The 17,108-nt window shown below is 68.2% G+C and carries 13 protein-coding genes; 7 read left to right on the forward strand and 6 right to left on the reverse strand.

Annotation, left to right across the window (positions count from 1 at the left end; all coding sequences use genetic code 11):
* Window positions 1-14 precede the first annotated feature (14 nt).
* The 3 genes from OXU32_14840 to OXU32_14850 all read right to left on the reverse strand — a co-directional run bounded on the left by OXU32_14840 (window position 15) and on the right by OXU32_14850 (window position 4,218).
* Entirely contained in the window at window positions 15-2,306 is a 2,292-nt protein-coding gene (locus OXU32_14840; GenBank protein MDE0075232.1) for a DUF2723 domain-containing protein, read from the reverse strand.
* A 305-nt stretch (window positions 2,307-2,611) separates the two neighbouring features.
* The gene (locus OXU32_14845; GenBank protein ID MDE0075233.1) at window positions 2,612-3,385 is read right to left on the reverse strand and encodes an MBL fold metallo-hydrolase; all 774 of its coding nucleotides are present in this window, start codon (window positions 3,383-3,385) and stop codon (window positions 2,612-2,614) included.
* Window positions 3,386-3,414: 29 nt separating this feature from the next.
* Window positions 3,415-4,218 carry an MBL fold metallo-hydrolase gene (locus OXU32_14850; protein MDE0075234.1) on the reverse strand — a complete coding sequence of 268 codons (804 nt, stop codon included), beginning with the start codon at window positions 4,216-4,218 and terminating at the stop codon, window positions 3,415-3,417.
* A gap of 166 nt (window positions 4,219-4,384) precedes the next feature.
* Here OXU32_14850 and OXU32_14855 point away from each other — a divergent pair, with 166 nt between their 5' ends.
* The 3 genes from OXU32_14855 (at window position 4,385) to OXU32_14865 (ending at window position 6,105) form a co-directional block, all read left to right on the forward strand.
* Entirely contained in the window at window positions 4,385-4,933 is a 549-nt protein-coding gene (locus OXU32_14855; protein ID MDE0075235.1) for a cytochrome c-type biogenesis protein CcmH, read from the forward strand.
* A 67-nt stretch (window positions 4,934-5,000) separates the two neighbouring features.
* On the forward strand, window positions 5,001-5,435 hold the full coding sequence (locus tag OXU32_14860) for a DUF6526 family protein (protein ID MDE0075236.1): 435 nt from the start codon (window positions 5,001-5,003) through the stop codon (window positions 5,433-5,435).
* 13 nt (window positions 5,436-5,448) lie between these two features.
* Window positions 5,449-6,105, forward strand: coding sequence for a methyltransferase (locus OXU32_14865; GenBank protein MDE0075237.1), 657 nt, complete (start codon window positions 5,449-5,451; stop codon window positions 6,103-6,105).
* On the opposite strand, the gene OXU32_14870 is transcribed toward OXU32_14865, so the two are convergent.
* Window positions 6,077-8,287, reverse strand: a complete 2,211-nt coding sequence (locus OXU32_14870; GenBank protein MDE0075238.1) for a heavy metal translocating P-type ATPase — start codon at window positions 8,285-8,287, stop codon at window positions 6,077-6,079. The genes OXU32_14865 and OXU32_14870 overlap by 29 nt on opposite strands.
* A gap of 272 nt (window positions 8,288-8,559) precedes the next feature.
* Between OXU32_14870 and OXU32_14875 the strand changes: the two genes are divergently transcribed.
* Window positions 8,560-9,408: a sulfurtransferase gene (locus tag OXU32_14875; GenBank protein ID MDE0075239.1), complete on the forward strand. Its 849-nt coding sequence runs from the start codon at window positions 8,560-8,562 to the stop codon at window positions 9,406-9,408.
* Window positions 9,409-9,476: 68 nt separating this feature from the next.
* On the opposite strand, the gene OXU32_14880 is transcribed toward OXU32_14875, so the two are convergent.
* Both OXU32_14880 and OXU32_14885 read right to left on the reverse strand, forming a co-directional pair.
* Entirely contained in the window at window positions 9,477-10,619 is a 1,143-nt protein-coding gene (locus tag OXU32_14880; GenBank protein ID MDE0075240.1) for a phosphatidylserine/phosphatidylglycerophosphate/cardiolipin synthase family protein, read from the reverse strand.
* 4 nt (window positions 10,620-10,623) lie between these two features.
* On the reverse strand, window positions 10,624-12,096 hold the full coding sequence (locus OXU32_14885; GenBank protein ID MDE0075241.1) for an Nramp family divalent metal transporter: 1,473 nt from the start codon (window positions 12,094-12,096) through the stop codon (window positions 10,624-10,626).
* Window positions 12,097-12,401: 305 nt separating this feature from the next.
* Between OXU32_14885 and OXU32_14890 the strand changes: the two genes are divergently transcribed.
* The 3 genes from OXU32_14890 to OXU32_14900 are packed head-to-tail and all read left to right on the forward strand — an operon-like array spanning window position 12,402 to window position 17,106.
* Window positions 12,402-14,201 carry an FAD-dependent oxidoreductase gene (locus OXU32_14890; protein ID MDE0075242.1) on the forward strand — a complete coding sequence of 600 codons (1,800 nt, stop codon included), beginning with the start codon at window positions 12,402-12,404 and terminating at the stop codon, window positions 14,199-14,201.
* Window positions 14,183-16,054 carry a 2-oxoacid:acceptor oxidoreductase subunit alpha gene (locus OXU32_14895; GenBank protein ID MDE0075243.1) on the forward strand — a complete coding sequence of 624 codons (1,872 nt, stop codon included), beginning with the start codon at window positions 14,183-14,185 and terminating at the stop codon, window positions 16,052-16,054. Before OXU32_14890 ends, OXU32_14895 begins: the two co-directional genes overlap by 19 nt.
* Complete coding sequence (locus OXU32_14900; protein ID MDE0075244.1) at window positions 16,051-17,106, forward strand: 2-oxoacid:ferredoxin oxidoreductase subunit beta; 1,056 nt, start codon at window positions 16,051-16,053, stop codon at window positions 17,104-17,106. Before OXU32_14895 ends, OXU32_14900 begins: the two co-directional genes overlap by 4 nt.
* Window positions 17,107-17,108: the final 2 nt, after the last annotated feature.

Genomic DNA, 17,108 nt, shown 5'->3' on the forward strand with positions numbered 1-17,108 from the left:
TCCGGCGTCGCCGGCTAATCGCCGCCGTTGGCCAGTCGCCCGAAGTGGTTCGCGCGCCCGTACGCCCGTGCCGCGGCCGCCACGTTCCCGTGCAACTGCTCGGAGACTCCCTGGAAGGCGTGCGCCATGGAGTACGCGGACGGGACACTCGACCTCGACGACGGCTCGGGCCACTCCTCCATTTCGAGGAGGTCGTCGACGAGATACACGTCCTCGAGCAGCGCTCCGGTCCGCGTCCGATCGTTCCACGTGGGTACCCACGGCGTCGCAACGTGCCCGGTCAGGTCGACCAGGGTCTCCGATGCCTCGAGCGGAGCGTCCACGAGCTTGAAGGCAAGTCCGTGGCGTACCAGGTGGGACTTAAGCTGCCACTTGTCCCACACCTGGCCGGCGGTAGCCGCGAAGTAGACCGGCCGATCCCCCAGCGACTGTCTCGCAATCTGGAACGCGCGGATGTCCCCAGGGGACACGATGTCACCCCCGCGCACGGTCCCGGTGACCCAAACCGAGAGCCGGTATGTCGAGTCCTCGGGGACCCGCAACGACCGCTGGAGATCGTCGACTCCCGAACCGGGCGGAGGGACGGCCGAGCGGGTGGGCGGCGTCGTATCCGCCTCCGCATAGAGATTCGGCGCGGTCGTCGGATCGAACGGACGCTGGCACACGATCGTCGTCGGAGAATCCTCCGGGGACTCGCCCGGCCCGCATGGCGTCGTCAAGCGACGAAGCTGCCGATGATACCAGTCGGTTCCCAGATAGGTCTGGACGATGACCGTCACGTCGCGGCGGACTCCCTCGACCTCCTGCAAGTACCACAGCGGGAAGGTGTCGTTGTCGCCGTAGGTGAACAGCACGGCGTACGGCTCGACGGACTGCAGCATGTTGTAGGCCCAGTTGCGGGCCGCCCGCTCGTCGCTGCGATCTGCGCGGGTGAAGTTGAAGCCGAAGGGGATGAGTCCAACGGCGAGGAGCGCGGCCGCCTTACGGTGCCGAGCACTGAATCCCGAGGGCCGACCCTCCGGGACGCCGGCCGGCACGGACACGGCCCAACGGCCCCAGAGCGAGGCGAGTCCCACCCCGGCGTAGATCCCCCACAATTGGAAACCGATGACGAAGAAGTAGTCCCGCTCGCGAACCTCGTGAGCCGAGATGCCGGGCACCGCTTCGCGGTAGATCGAATAGCCGTATTTGAAGTTGAGGTAGTAGACGAGCAGCAGGGTGACCGTGAACAGCAGGGTCCCGGCGTATACGAACGTCTTTCGGTCGCTCCGCAAGTGGGTCCAGAGGCCAACCAGGGCGAGGAAGAGAAAGAGAATGCTCGCGGCGAGCCGCCCCCCCGGCGGTAGTGCCCGCGCCCACTGCCAGTCGAAATACTGCAGGTAGTTCGCCATCTGCGCCGACAGCGGCGCCTGGCGCTGCGTGATCGGCGGCGCCGCGTACTGGTCGCGGATCAGCGACAGCGCGAGCGGCTCGCACGTCACGGCGAGCTTGCTCTGGCCGTAGCGATCCGTGATCCGCTTCGGAGTGATGGCGGAGACGAGCGTGGGACACTCCGGATCGGCCTCATCGATGATCGGGTTCTGCGCCGAACGGATGGGAACGAAGAGGAACTGCATGGAATAGCCGACCGCGAGCAGCAGGATCCCGAGCCCGAGAACGCGCGGATTCAGCGCCGTGCGCCAGCGGTGGATGAGCACGAGAGCCGCGAGGGCCAGCCCCGGCAACAGGGACATCGTGTGATTCGCCCACCCCAGCCCGAGCACCAGCGCGATGAGCAGCAGCAGCCGGTTGCCGCGTGTCGTATCCGCCTCGTCCATCCACGCCATGGCCAGATAGCTCACCAGTGCGACGATGAACATCGAGAGCGGATAGACCTTCTCGTTGAGGTTCGACTGGGTCCACACCGTGAAGGTGGTGGCGCCGACCCACACGCCGACGATCGCGGCCACGAGCACCTCGTGCCGGTTCTCGCGGAACCTCCCGACGATCCGTGCGACCGCCAGAAACCAGAAGAAGCTCGCGCCGGCCGACAGTGTGGCTCCGAGGGCGTTGATCCGCAGCGCGACCGGAAGACCCGTGAATCCGAGCAGCAGGTTCCACACGCGGCCGACAAGGACGAAGAGCGGGTTTCCCGGGGGATGCGGCAACCCGAGGATGTGCGCCGTGGTCACATACTCCGAACTGTCCCAGAAACCGACCGTCGGCGCGAGGGTCAGCAAGTAGAGACCCCACACCACGAGCGCCGTCGCCAGCCCCCACGCGCGTAGCGTCAGGGGGCCGACCTTCTCGAGCTCGATACCGTTCATTCCGTCGCTCCCCGGATCACGCTCCATCCGCTCGCCCCGGCTGGGCGGCCCACAGTCCTTTGATTGGGACGCCCGCCGGAGCCTTCCCGTTGCAAGGACGAGAGCTCAAGCGCGGCCGGTCGGGTCGGTTTGGGGAGCCAGCATCGGAAGCGGTGCGGCTGCTGTTAGCCCCCGCCGTGCCGATGAGCCTGGTGGAGCTGTTCTACCGGTAGAGGACGGTCTCACGTCTGCCATTTTGTCAGGCTCCCGGCGCAGGCTGGCTCTACGCAGCGCCCTTCGTCTGCCAAAATGGCAGATTGCCCGTCTCAGATCGCCTGCTCCCGCACGATACGCCGCACCCCTTCCTCGAGCTGCTCCAGGTAGTCGTCCAGATGCTCGGCCGCGATGGGGTTGCCATGGATGGGCGCTACCCAGGACACGTCACGCGCCTCCAACATCTCGCGCAGCACCCCCATGAGCACGGGCGGATCCGCGTAGCGGAGCCAGATCAGCGTGTCGCGGTGAAAGGTGTAGATCTCCTCACTCCGGAAGCCGTCGGGCAACTCGCGCGAGGTCAGCCCGGTCTCGTCGTCCGCATGGTGATAGCCGAAGCCGTCCGCGACGAAAAGCACGTGCGACGCGCGGTCGTAGATCCACGAGGTGTGGGAGCGGTCTGCCAGCGGGGGATCGAGAAAGTCGATCTTCCGCCCGGCCACCTCCAGACTGCCCCCGATCCGGCTGCGGCGCGCGTACGGAAGCCCCTGGATCTCCGGCTCGCCGGAGGAGGCCACGATCTCGAAGTCGCCCCAGCGGCGCCGGAACGCGGGGATGTTCCCGGAATGCGGATAGTCGGAGTGGGACAGCACCAGCGAATGGATTCCTTCGCCGGCGGTGGCGCTCGAAATGCGCCGGACCAGGCTTTCGCGATGATAGAACGAGCCCGAGTCGATGAGGATGTTCTGCTCTCCCGCGCGGATCAGGAACACGCTCACGTGGACGTTGCGGCCCTCGCCGAGCCGGTAGTTCTCGGCAATCCAGGACACGTCCCGCGTAAGCGCCACGCTCGCGCCCGGTCCGCCCGGCGTCGTTCCAGCGCCCATGGCGCCGTCGTCGTATCTCTCCACCCGGCTCACAGCACCCCCGTCCGGCCGCCGGTTGCGACCCGCTCCACGACGTCCTTCATCATCTCGAAGTAGCGCGGAACGTCGGCGCGAATCACGGGTCCGTGCGCGGAGGCGATCATGCGTGGACGATAGGTCTCCAGCACCAGATCGATCTCCTTCTGCGTGCGCGCCACATCCACGTACCGCATCCAGAACATGACGCGCCCGTGGAATTCCGCGTAGCGGTCCTCGTCCACGGGAGAGCCGAACTCGTCCGCGAACAGGAGCCCCTCCCCGTCCATCAGCGGCAGCCCCATCCAGTCGACGGGCAGGAGCATCCCCGTGGTCTCCTCGGTCATCCACATCGACATCGCGGCGTCCAGGAAGGCGGCATCGTGGAAGTGCAGCCGCTTCCCTCCCAGATCGAGCGAGTCCCCCGGACCCACCTTGTGCGCGTCTTCCAGATGATAGAGTTCGTGCGTCCTTCCGAACCGGGGCGCCACCAGCGTCGCCCCGGGATGCCGCTCCAGTATTCGGAAGGTGTTGCCCGCGTGGGGAACGTCCGGGTGCGAGAGCGCGAGGTAGTCGAGCGCTCGGCCGTCCAGCACCCGCTCCAGGTCTGCGAGAATCTGTTCAGTCGCGGCCGGCGACAGCGTGTCGAAGAGCAACGTCTGGTCCCCGGCGAAGAGGAAGGCGTTCTGCGGAACGTGGATCTCGCGCCCGGGACGATACCAGTGGGCTCCGCGATCGATCAGGGACTTCGCGATCCCCGGCCGATCCGGCCCGAATTCCTGAATCCAGTGGATCCCGGGATGTATTTCTCTGGGCATGGCGCGTTTCGAGGGAGATGACGCCTCTCCGCCGAGAGGCACCCGCGAAGGTGTAGCGATGGGGGCGCCAGCGCCAGAGCGAGTTGCCCCGACCTCACCCCAACCCGTTAGATTCAATCAGACTCCGGCCGCCGGACCGGCCGGTTCCCCAGGATACAGGACGACCATGACTGCTGCCGCCGCCATCCTGCTTGCCGCTTCTGCCATGCACGCCCACGGCGCGCCACAGGAGCCCCTCTCCACCGGCCCCTCGCACGCGGGCTACACCGATGCCGTCGTCTTCCGGCACTCCCACGACGGGCCGCACGGCGAAGACCTGCTCCGCATCGAACAGATGATCCGCTGCACCTGCAGCTGCAACCTGGACACCCATATCTGCCAGTACCAGATGCAGTGCAGCGAATCCCCCGCCTTCACCCAGCGCATCCTGGCGGCGCTGGAGGCAGGCGAGTCCGAGGAGGTCATCCTGGCCGGCTTCGTCGCCGACTTCGGCACGGACATCATCAGCTCGCCGCCGATGGAGGGCTTCAACTGGGTGGGCTACGTCATGCCGTGGGTCGCGGTGGCTTTCTCCGGCATCCTCATCGGTTTCTTCGTGCGCAGGAACGTGGCCCAGGGACGGGAGCGCGTCCCGGTGGTGGACTCGGACATCTCCGACACCGACTGGGACCGACTGCGGAAGGAGATGAAGGAGCTGGAGAAGGAAGACTGGTAGGCCGCCGGAGCTCCTGAGCGCCGCAACGCCCGGCCACCCGACCAACACCCCGGACCCCGGAGTCCTGATGGCCGAACCCCAGAACTACGCCAATCACGCCAAGCGGCCTCCTCTGCTGTTCCTTGCCGGGGCCTACAGCTCCACGGCGGCGGCGCTGGCGATCGGCTACCAGCTCGTCACCGACTTCAGCACCGGCAACCTGGCCCTGTTCCTGGTCGCGGCCAGCGCGGCGACGGGCCTTCTCTTCGCGCGCCGTTTTTCGACGGGCGTGCAGGACCGGGTGATCCGCCTCGAGGAGCGCCTGCGCATGGAGAGACTCCTTCCGGATGACCTGAAGAGCCGAATCGAGGATCTGACGACGGATCAGTTGATCGGGCTGCGCTTCGCTTCCGACGCGGAGCTGTCCGGTCTGGTGCGCGCGGTCCTCGACGGCGAGCTGACGGACCGAAAGGAGATCAAGCAGGCCGTAGAGGACTGGCGGGCCGACCACCAGCGCATCTGATCCGCGAATCGCCGTGAGCTGTCGCCAGTGCTGCGGGCTCGAACGCCAGTTCGACGACGCGCACGCGCTCAGGAACCTGCGCAGGTTCCGCCGCAAGGGCCCGGCCAAAGCCACGCGCCGGCTGCTGGGGGCCGTAGCGCAGGACGGCGTCGAGGGCCGCACCTTCATCGACGTCGGCGGGGGCATCGGGGCCATTCAGCACGAGTTGATGGCGCGCGGGGCGGCCGGGGGAACCCACTCGGACGCGGCTCCGGCGTTCCTGCGCGCGGCGCGATCCGAGGCCGAGGCGCGGGGCTATGCCGAACGCATTCGCTACGTCGACGGCGACTTCGTCGAGCGGGCGCGCGAACTCCCGGCGGCCGACCTGGTGACTCTCGACCGGGTGGTCTGCTGCTATCCCGACATGCCGGCCCTGTTGGGCGCGGCGGCGCCCCTGGCGAGGCGGACCCTCGGGCTGGTGATGCCGCATGGCGGACCGCTGGCCCGTTTCGGCGTTGGGCTGGTGAACTTCATCCAGCGGCTCAGGCGGCATCCGTTCCGCGTCTTCGCGCACGAGCCTTCCGCGGTGGAGGCGGTGGTGGAGAGCTACGGACTCGTGAAGCGATTCGAGCGCGCCGGCGTGGTCTGGCGGGTGTTGGTCTTCACCAGGCCAGAGGCCGGTCGGCCCTGAGCTTCAGGCGCAGGCTGTTCAGCACCACGCTGACGCTCGAGAAGGCCATCGCCAGCGCGGCCAGAACGGGGTGGAGCATGCTGCTGGCGGCCGCTACCGGAATGAGCGCCACGTTGTAGCCAAAGGCCCAGAAGAGATTCTGGCGGATGGTGCGCATGGTCGCGCGCGACAGGTGGATGGCCTCGTGCACGCCCGCCAGGTCGCCGCCCATGAGGGTGATGTCGGCGCTTTCGATGGCCACGTCGGTGCCCGTTCCAATGGCGATGCCGACATCCGCGCGGGCTAGCGCGGGAGCGTCGTTGGTGCCGTCGCCCACCATGGCGACGCGCCCGCCCACTTCCTCCCTGAGGGCGTTCACCGCCTCGGCCTTCTCGCGCGGCGGGACGCCGGCGCGCACCTCGCGGATGCCGGCTTCGTCGGCGATGGCGGCGGCGGTGGCCGCGTTGTCGCCGGTGACCATGACCACCCGCATGCGCCTTCGCAGCGTTTCGATCGCGTCGCGGGCGCCCGGCTTGAGTTCGTCCGCAATGGCGATCAGGCCGATCGCGCGCCCGTCGACCGCGACCCAGACCACCGTGTGCGCCTCCGCCTCCAGGCGCTCCGCCTGAGTCGCCAGGTCCTGCCCGAGACTGCCGAGGATGCCCGCGAACCGCCTCTTCCCCACCACCACACGGTGATAGCTCACGGTGGCTGCCACCCCCGACCCCGGCACGGCTTCAAAGTCGCGCGGACGTTCCAGCTCGATGCCGCGCGCCTGTGCCTCCCGCACCACTGCGCGCGCCAGCGGATGCTCGCTGCCCCACTCGGCGGAGCCCGCCATCCCGAGGATCCTGCGCGGGTCGTTCCCCACCACCTTGCGCACTGCGGGCTCGCCCCTGGTAATGGTGCCGGTCTTGTCGAGCATGACCACCTTCAGCTGCCGGGCGAGCTCGAGCGCCTCGCTGTTCCGGAACAGGATGCCCTTCCCCGCCCCCACCCCCATCCCGACCATCACGGCGGTGGGGGTCGCCAGCCCCAGAGCGCACGGGCAGGCAATCACCAGCACCGCCACCGTGCGGATCAGCGCGGCCGGCAGACCGGCACCCGCGGCCATCCACCACACCAGGAAGGTCCCCGCCGCGATCACGATCACGATCGGCACGAAGATCCCCGCCACCCGATCGGCCAGCCGCTGCACGGGCGCCTTGCTGCCCTGGGCCTCGCGCACCAGGCGCACGATCCCCGCCAGGGCGGTGTCGGCGCCCACCCGGGTCGCGCGCACCTGCAGCAGCCCCTCGTGGTTGAGGGTGCCGCCGATCACCTCCGCCCCCGGCTCCTTGTCCACCGGGAGGCTCTCGCCGGTGAAGGTGCTCTCGTCCACCGAGGAGCGCCCGCCGAGCACGACGCCGTCGACCGGAATCCGCTCGCCGGGGCGCACCAGCACGACCTGGCGCACCTGTACCTGGTCGAGCGGCACCTCCCGCTCCTCCCCGTCTGCGAGGAGGGTGGCGGTGCGCGGGCGGAGCGCCATCATCCGGCGAATGGCGTCGCCGGTCTCGCCCCTGGCCCGGACTTCCAGCCACTTGCCCAGCTTGATGAGGGTGATGATCGCCGCGGCCGTCTCGAAATAGACGTGTTCGCCCGCCGTGGTCACCCCGACGGTGAGCGCAACCGTCACGACCACGCTGTAGAAGAACGCCGCCGAAGACCCCAGCGCCACCAGCACGTCCATGTTGGCGCCGCGATTGCGCAGTGCCTTGAAGGAGCCGGTGTAGTAGCTCCATCCCACGTAGAACTGGACCGGGGTCGCGAGGGCGAGGAAGGCCCAGTTCACCCAGGTCGCATGAGCCCACGCGCCCACCAGCCCGAAGTCGCGGCCCATGCTGACCAGGAAGAGGGGGAGCGTGAAGGCCAGCCCGGTGCGGAACTCGCGGCCGTGCCGGTCGATCTCGCGCGCGCGGGCTGCCGCCTCGGCGTCCTCCGTTCTTGCTCCGGAACCCCTGTCCTCCTCTTCCAGCGCTTCGGCGACCACCCCGTAGCCGGCCTCCTCGATGGCGCGCGTCATCTCGGCGGGGGTCACTGCGTCGGGCTGGTACTGGATGGTCGCGCGCCCGGAGGCGAAGTTAACGTCCGCGCTCACCACCCCGGGGACGCCCGCGCGCAGGACGTTCTCTATGGTCGCCGCACAACCCATGCACGACATCCCCGTGACGGGGAGTTCAAGCCGGGCGGGTGCGGCACCTTCGCCGGCCTGGCCGGAGGGTGGTACGATTCGGCTTGCAACCGACAAGAGTCACCTCGTGGTCGGCGGTCTGTTTGCGACTACTTACAGTCTCTTCCACTTGGCGCGCTGGTCTGGCCGCCCGTGGATGGACTGCTGGCGCGCGAAGACCGAGAATGTTCACGTGAACTTTTCACAGGGATCCGGAACAAGCGAATCCCGATGCTCACCCTCCCTACCCCGATCACGCCGATATGTCCTTCACCACGCTTGTGACCCCGAAAGAAGTGTTCGCACACCTCGACGATCCCGACTGGGTGATCGTCGACTGCCGCTTTTCCCTGGCCGACGCCGAACATGGCCGGCGCGAGTACGCATCGGCGCACATTCCGGGCGCCGCCTACGCCCACTTGGAGGAAGACCTCTCCGGTCCCATCGTCCCGGGCACGACCGGCCGCCACCCGCTTCCGGCGGCCGCCGACTTCGCGAGCACGCTCGGCGCCTGGGGCGTCGACGGGCGGGTGCAGGTCGTGGCCTACGACGACATGGGAGGCGCGATGGCGGGGCGGCTCTGGTGGATGCTCGGCTGGGTCGGCCACGACGCGGCCGCCCTGCTCGACGGCGGCTGGCAGCGCTGGTGCGCCGAGGGGCGGCCGACCACGGCCGAGGTGGCCGCGCGGCCGGCGCGGGTCTTCTCGGCCGCGCCGCGGCCCGAGCGCGTCGTCCCGGCGGCCGACGTGCTCGGCAGCCTCGGAGACGCCTCCACCCCCCTAATCGACGCACGCGCCGGAGAGCGCTACCGCGGCGAGGTCGAACCGCTGGACCCGGTGGCGGGCCACATCCCGGGAGCGGTGTGCGCGGCCTTCGAGGAAAACCTTTCCGCGGACGGCACCTTCAAGTCGCGCGAGGAGCTCCGCCAACGCTTCCGGGCCATCCTCGGCGACACGCCTCCGGAGCATTCGGTGTCGTACTGCGGTTCCGGCGTCACCGCCTGCCACAACCTGCTCGCCATGGAACACGCCGGGCTCGGCGGCGGGCGGCTCTACGCGGGTTCGTGGAGCCAATGGGTCACGGATCCCGACCGTCCGGTGGAGCGCGGCTGAGCCGTCCTGGCCCCATTTTGACGCGGGCCAACATCGTCAGCACGCGGCCGCGCCGGGACGCAGTGCCCTCACCCGGGACCGAGCACTCTCGCCACCCGTTTCGCGACCCGGATCGGCATCGCGCGCAGCGCTCTCCCCAGCCGTCCCCCTCCGGCACCGCCATCGTCCTCGAACCGCCGCGAAGCCCTCAGATCCGGCTCCAGGACCCGGCGCCGGAACGCTGCGACGACCTCCGTTGACCGGAAAACCGCGACGATCTCGGCCAGGAACCCGTTGTAGCTCATCAGGTCGAAGTTGGAGGACCCGGTGACCAGCATGCCGTCGTCGATCAGCATGCACTTCATGTGGATCATGCCACCCTCGAACAGCCAGACCTCGAAGCCGGCCCGCTCCGCCATCGCCAGCAGATACTTCTGCAGATAGGCCTTGTTGTTCGAGCGCGGGGTCACGATCCGGACCCGGACGCCACGCGCCGCGGCAGCCGCCAGATGATCCGTGAAGGGCGGGCTCAGATAGGGGCTGATGACGTCAATCGAGCGCCTGGCGCCATCGATGAGCCCGAGTAGGTCGCGATAGGCCGCGCGGTTGCCTTCACCCGGCAGCAGATGAAGGTCCAGCTCCGGCCCTGGAAAGGATGCCCGCGCATACCGCGAACTCCCCTCCCACGAGGACTGGAAGTCCCGCCTGAGAAAGCGCGCCACATCCGCATCCTCGACCCGCACCATGAGATCGTGCCACGCGAAGTTGTGCTCGGAGAAGTTGATGCCCCCGATGTAGGACACGCGGTCGTCGAAGAGGATGACCTTCTTGTGGTCGCGGTTGAGGAAGCGCTGCCCGAGCATCCCGAAGGGGCGGCCGAAGCGGACGCCCACGCCCTCGGACCGCAGCAGGCGCACCAGTCGCCCGGTGTTGCGCACCTCCGCCCGAAACCCGCGATCGAAAAGCGTTCCGGGAAGCGCGATCCAGCGGTCGTTCTGGTTGGCGCGCGTATAGGAGTCGACGAGCAGCCGGCGGTCCGGCGCGCGCGCGGCGAGCAGGGCGTCCGAGAGCGCCGTCCCCACCCAATCGCCCTCGAACGAGTAGGTCTGGATGAAGGCGTACTGGCGCGCCGCGGCGAGATCGGCCTGAACGGCCGCCCACACGGCTTCGGAGTCGACCAGGACTTCGGCGCGCGCGCCGACCCGCAGGGAGGACCTGCCGTCGTCGGCCATCGCCTTAGAAAAGCCCGCTCAGCCAGAGCACCACGAACGCCCCGTAGAACACCGACGTGGCGACCAGCGCCACCCTCCGCCACATCGGCGGGCGTATCTCCTTCGGAAGGAAGCGCGTGTTGATGTAAAGAAGGTGAAGCGAGGAGATGACGAACACGATGCCGGCCATGTTGGCGCCCAGTTGCAGCAGCACGATCGGCTGCGCCAGTCCGAGGCCGATGATCCCCCATCCGGCGATCCCGACGAGCACCGTGTAGTAGACGAAGCGCACGTCCCCCCCGCGCCAGCGCCGCACGCGCCGGGAGCCCGTCCACAGGATGTCGGTGATGGCGCGCGTCATTCCGTCGACGATGTCCAGTTGGGTCTTGAAGAGGATCCAGACGCCCATGAGGGCGATGATGCCCCCGAAGAGCGCGCCCGCCCGGGTGGCCATGGCGTCGGCCAGCGCCGCCGCCACCGACAGGCCGCGGATGTCGGTGCCGGCCTCGATGAAGGTCACGTAGAGCACGGCGGGCAGGATCATCCCGAGCAGCGCGCCGGTGAAATAGATGCCCCACTGGTCGGCGCGCACGATGCGCCACCACCCCCGCCACCGGCCCATCGCCTCCGCGGTGGGGTCGAAGATGTAGCCGGTCGGGGCGAGGCGCACCTGCTTGCCGCCCACGGCGGCCGGGATGTAGCCCACCACGCTGCCCATCCCGTACCCCTTGTCGCGCGCCCAGTTGGAGAGGGTCAGATTGGTCATCCCGCCCGCACCCGAGTAGGCCGCGAAGGCCCCGATCAGGAAGAAGTCGGCGCCCGCCGGAATGAAGCGAAACGCCCCCTGCGCCGGGTCGTATCCCACCAGCCCCGCCGCCCCCGCGACCCAGGTCTCCGGGGCCACGAACATGAGCGCCAGCACCAGGAAGGTCCCGAGGATCGCCACTACCAGGATCCAGTTCAGGATCTCCAGCGTGCGTTCGATGCGCCGTCCGAAGAGCAGGATGGCGACGCACAGGACGAACGTCCCCACCCCGAAGGCATGCACCAGTCCGGCGTTCTCCGGCCCGGCCAGGTCGCGGAACACCAGGAAGAACACCGCGCCCGCCGCCGTGCCCGCCCAGGCCGGCCACCCAAGCTGCAGGAAGTACAGCAGCGCGTAGACCACGGCCCAGAACGGCGCCGCCGGCCGCGTGCGCATGAACCCGGTGAAGACGGGCTCGCCGGTGGCGATCGTCCAGCGCATGAGTTCGGTGTTGAACACGGTCTGGAGGAAGGTGGCGACCGCTGTCACCCAGAGCAGCACCAGCCCGTAGCGGACGAAGGCGGATGGGCCCAGCAGAAACTCCCCGCCCCCGATGGAGGCGCCCAGCACGATCACTCCGGGGCCCACGACCCCGATCCAGGCCAGTCCCCGGGGCCGGGGCGGGACCGGCAGCTCGGCGCTCCGGAAGGGGGCCAGGCCGGTCCGGGATTCGGGGGTCTGTCGTTCAGGCAAGGGTCACCGCCCTCCGTTTCGGTTTGACCGTGAATTGGTAACGGGACGCGCAGCGTCCCCAAAATCTTGCCATCGAAGGCGTTCTGGTACATCATTGGGAACACTCGGGGTCGGATGCGACCCCCAGCGCCAACGGGCCTTCCGGCCCAGCCACAGACGGGGTCGTACCCAGACAAGCCGTTTTCGTGACCAACACTCGGCCCCTCCCCCGCTTCCGCCTCGTCTCCGGCTGCCTCGGCGCCTGTCCGCGCTGACGCCAACTCCGCGAGCCGCATGCGTTCCCAAGGGTACACGGCCAAGGACTGATGCAACCCACGGACGTCAGCAACCCCGACTACTACCACAAGGTGGTGGACTGCCAGTGGGGCTGTCCGGCCCACACCAACGTGCCCGAGTACATCCGGCTCATCGCCAACGGCCGCTACACGGACTCGTTCTGGCTGAACCGGTCCTCGAACGTCTTCCCGGGGATCCTGGGCCGCACCTGCGACCGTCCCTGCGAGCCCGCCTGCCGGCGCACCCGCGTGGACGGCAAACCGGTCGCCATCTGCCGCCTGAAGCGGGTTGCGGCCGACCTGCGCGATCCGACCGACAATCGCCTGCCGGAGATACCGGTGGTGAAGAACGGCAAGCACATCGCCCTGGTCGGGTGCGGGCCGGCGTCGCTCACAGTCTGCAACGATCTCATGCCGCTGGGCTACGAGTGCACGATCTTCGAGGCGCTCCCTCGCTCCGGCGGGCTCATGCGCACCAACATCCCCGCCTTCCGGCTCCCCGTCGCGGTGCTCGAGGAAGAGATCGACATGATCCTCGACATGGGCGTCGAGATCCACTACAACACGCGCATCGACTCGATGAAGGAGCTTCTCGAGGAGGGCTACGACGCCGTCTTCGTGGGCACCGGCGCCCCCAAGGGCAAGGAGCTGAACATCCCGGGCCGCCAGGAAGCCGCCGACAACATCCACATCGGCATCGAGTGGCTGGAGGCGGTGCACTTCGGGCACGTCGACGCCATCGGCGAGCGCGTGCTGGTGATCGGGGTCGGCAACACGGCGATGGACTGCTGCCGCACCTCGAAGCGCCTCGGCGGCACAGACATCAAGGTGATGGCGCGCAAGTCGCGGCCCTACTTCAAGGCGTCGCCCTGGGAGCTCGAGGACGCCGAGGAGGAGCTCGTCGACATCGTCGAGAACTACTCCCCGAAGCGGTTCGTGCTGGAAGACGGCAGGCTGGTCGGGATGGAGTTCGAGCTGGTCAGTTGGCACAAGGACGAGGAGAGCGGACGGCTGAAGGCGACGGTGCACGACACCGAGATCCTCCCCTGCGACGACGTCATCCTCGCCATCGGCCAGGACAACGCGTTCCCCTGGATCGAGCGCGACATCGGCATCGAGTTCAACCACTGGGACATGCCCGAGGTCGACCGCACCACCTTCATGACCACCCGCGAGGGGATCTTCGTGGGCGGCGACGCGGCGTGGGGGCCGGAGAACATCATCTGGGCGGTGGAGCACGGCCACCAGGCCGCCATCTCGATCCACAACTACTGCCAGGGGCTGTCGCTTACCGAAGACCGCCCGCCGCAGGACCAGAACCTCATCTCCGCCAAGATGGGGATGCACGAGTGGGCCTACTCCAACGACTACAATCCCTCGCCGCGCCAGAAGATGAAGCACGTGGAGCTGGTGCGCCGCTTCGAGGAGCTGTCCATCGAAGTGGAGATGGGGTTCGACCCGGAGCAGACCGCGCGCGAGGTGGAGCGCTGCCTCAACTGCGACATCCAGACCCACTTCGAGGCCAAGCTGTGCATCGAATGCGACGCCTGCATCGACATCTGCCCGGTGCACTGCCTCACGATCACCGTGAACGGCGATGAGGAGGATCTCCGGACGCGCCTGATGGCGCCCGCGGAGAACCTCACCCAGGATCTGATGGTATCAGAAGGACTCCCCCAGACCGGACGCGTGATGGTGAAGGACGAGGATCTCTGCGTCCACTGCGGCCTGTGCGCGGAGCGCTGTCCCACGGCGGCCTGGGACATGCGCAAGTTCGAACTGTTGATTCCCTACGCGGGGCAGGAAGCGGCATGTCCGACCCACGTCTAGAGAAGACCGACCGGACCAACGACTTCGCGTTCAAGATCGGGACCGTCAACGGGACCGGCTCGGCGAGCGCGAACGGCCTCATCATGCAGGCGATCTTCCGCATGGGGATCCCCTGCACCGGCAAGAACGTCTTCCCCTCCAACATCCAGGGGCTCCCGACCTGGTACGAGATCCGGGTGAGCCACGAAGGGTACTCGGCGCGCACCCCGGAGTTCGACCTCATCGTGGCGATGAATCCCGCCACCTACGAGCGCGACATCGCCGAGGTGCGCCCCGGCGGGTACCTCCTGCACGACTCCTCCTGGCCCATGGCCAAGGAGTTCCTGCGGGACGACATCACCTTCCTCGGAGTTCCCCTGGGGGAGATGTGCGTGCGCGAATTCAAGGGGGCGCGGGTGCGCATCCTGATGAAGAACATCGCGTACGCGGGTGCTCTGGCCGCGCTTCTGTCGATGGATCTGGACGTGATCCGCGGGATGATCCAGGAGAAGTTCGCGGCCAAGCCCAAGCTCATCGGTTCCAACTACAAGGCGATCGAGCTGGGCTACGACTACGCGATGGAGCACTTCGACTGCCCGCTGCCCATCCGGCTCCAGACCATGGACGCGACCTCGGACCACGTGCTCATGGACGGCAACACCTCGGCGGCGCTCGGCTGCGTGTTCGCCGGGGCGACGGTGGGCGCGTGGTATCCGATCACGCCCTCGACCTCGCTGATGGACGCCTTCAAGCGCTTCTGCGAGCGCTTCCGCAAGGATCCCGAGACCGGCGAGCGCAGCTTCTTCATCGCCCAGGCCGAGGACGAGCTGGCGGCGGCGGGCGTGGTCATCGGAGCGGGCTGGGCCGGCGCGCGCGCCTTCACCCCCACCAGCGGCCCCGGTGTCTCGCTCATGAGCGAGTTCATCGGGCTGGCCTACTACGCCGAGATCCCGGCGGTCTTCGTGGACGTGCAGCGGGTAGGGCCGTCGACGGGCATGCCCACCCGCACGCAGCAGGGCGACATCGCGGCGGTGGCCTACGCCTCGCACGGCGACACCAAGCACATCGCCCTCTTCCCGGCCAATCCGGAGGAGTCGTTCCAGATGGCGGTGGAGGCCTTCGACCTGGCCGAGCGCTTCCAGAGCCCGGTCTTCCTGGTGCAGGACCTGGACATCGGCATGAACGACTGGATGATCCCGAAGCTCCGTTGGGACGACAGCTTCGTGCCCGACCGCGGCAAGGTGCTCGGGGCCGCGGAACTGGAAAAGATCCAGAAATTCTACCGTTACATGGATGTGGACGGCGACGGCATTCCGTACCGATCCCTTCCGGGCGTGCACCCCAAGGGGGCGTACTTTACGCGAGGTTCGGGGCACACGAGCCGCGGGACGTACACCGAGGACGCCGACGAGTACACCGAGGTGATGGACCGGCTGAGCAGGAAGATCGACTCCGCCGCGAGCGAGGTGCCCGCGCCGGCCGTGCGCATGCGCGAGGGCGCGACCATGTCGCTAGTGACCATCGGGTCGTGCGACGGGGCGGTGCGTGAGGCGGCAGACATCCTGGAGCGACAGGGTCTGCCGGTCAACTACATGCGCGTGCGCGGCTTCCCGTTCGACGCTCTGGTACGCGAGTTCCTGGACGCGCACGAACTCAACATCGTGGTAGAGCAGAACCGGGACGCGCAGCTGAGACGGCTGCTGGTGAACGAGACCGAGGTGGATCCGGCCCGGCTGCATTCGGTGCTGGACTACGGCGGCTTCCCCATGAGCGCGGCCTTCGTGGCCGGCGAGGTGAACGAACACCTGGGTCGCGCGCCGGAGGAAACGAAGGTGCGGCCGGCAGCGGAGCGGCCGGAAGGAGCGGTGGCATGACCTATATCGCCAAGCCCGCGGTCCGGCATCCGGGCCTGGGCGCCAACGACCTCGGCCTGCACATGCGGGACTACGAGGGCACGATCTCGACCCTGTGCGCGGGGTGCGGCCACGACTCGGTCACCGCCGCGGTCATCCAGGCCTTCTACGAACTCTCCATCCCGCCGCACCGCATCGCCAAGATGAGCGGCATCGGCTGCTCGGCCAAGACGCCCGCGTACTTCGTGAACGAGGCGCACGGGTTCAACGGGGTGCACGGGCGCATGCCCGCCCTCGCGACCGGGGCCAACGCGGCCAACAAGGACCTCTACTACATCGGCATTTCCGGCGACGGCGACTCGCTCTCCATCGGCCTGGGCCAGTTCTGCCACGCCATCCGCCGCAACGTCAACATCCTGTACGTGCTGGAGAACAACGGCGTCTACGGGCTCACCAAGGGGCAGTTCTCGGCTTCCGCCGACGTGGGCTCGCGCTCCAAGCGCGGCGTGCCCAACAAGAGCGAGCCCATTGACCCGGTGGCGCTGGCGCTCACACTGGGGGCCACCTTCGTCGCGCGCGGCTTCTCGGGCGACAAGCAGCAGCTCCTCCCACTGCTGAAGGCCGGGCTGATGCACAAGGGATTCGCCTTCCTGGACGTGATCTCGCCGTGCGTCACCTTCAACGACCACGTCGGGTCGACGAAGAGCTACCTCTACACCCGCCACCACGGACACGAGCTGGTGCCGGTGGACTTCGTGCCCATCCGCTCGGAGATCTCGGCCTCGTACGAGAAGGGGAGCCGCACCTCCATCACCATGCACGACGGCAGCATGGTGCGCTTCCGCAAGGTCCCCGAGGACTACGACCCCACCGACCGCCTGTCCGCCTACGAGCACTACCGATCGCTGCAGAACCGGGGCGAGGTGGTGACGGGGCTCCTCTACCTTGACCCCGGCGGCGAGGACATGCACGACGACAACGCGACCACGCCCACGCCGCTCGCCGAGCTGTCCCACGAGGACCTCTGCCCCGGCAGCGAGCAGATGGACGCGCTGATGGAGGAGTTCAGGTAGGG

Source organism: Gammaproteobacteria bacterium, assembly GCA_028819075.1.
Taxonomy (GTDB): Bacteria; Gemmatimonadota; Gemmatimonadetes; order Longimicrobiales; family Gaopeijiaceae; genus BD2-11.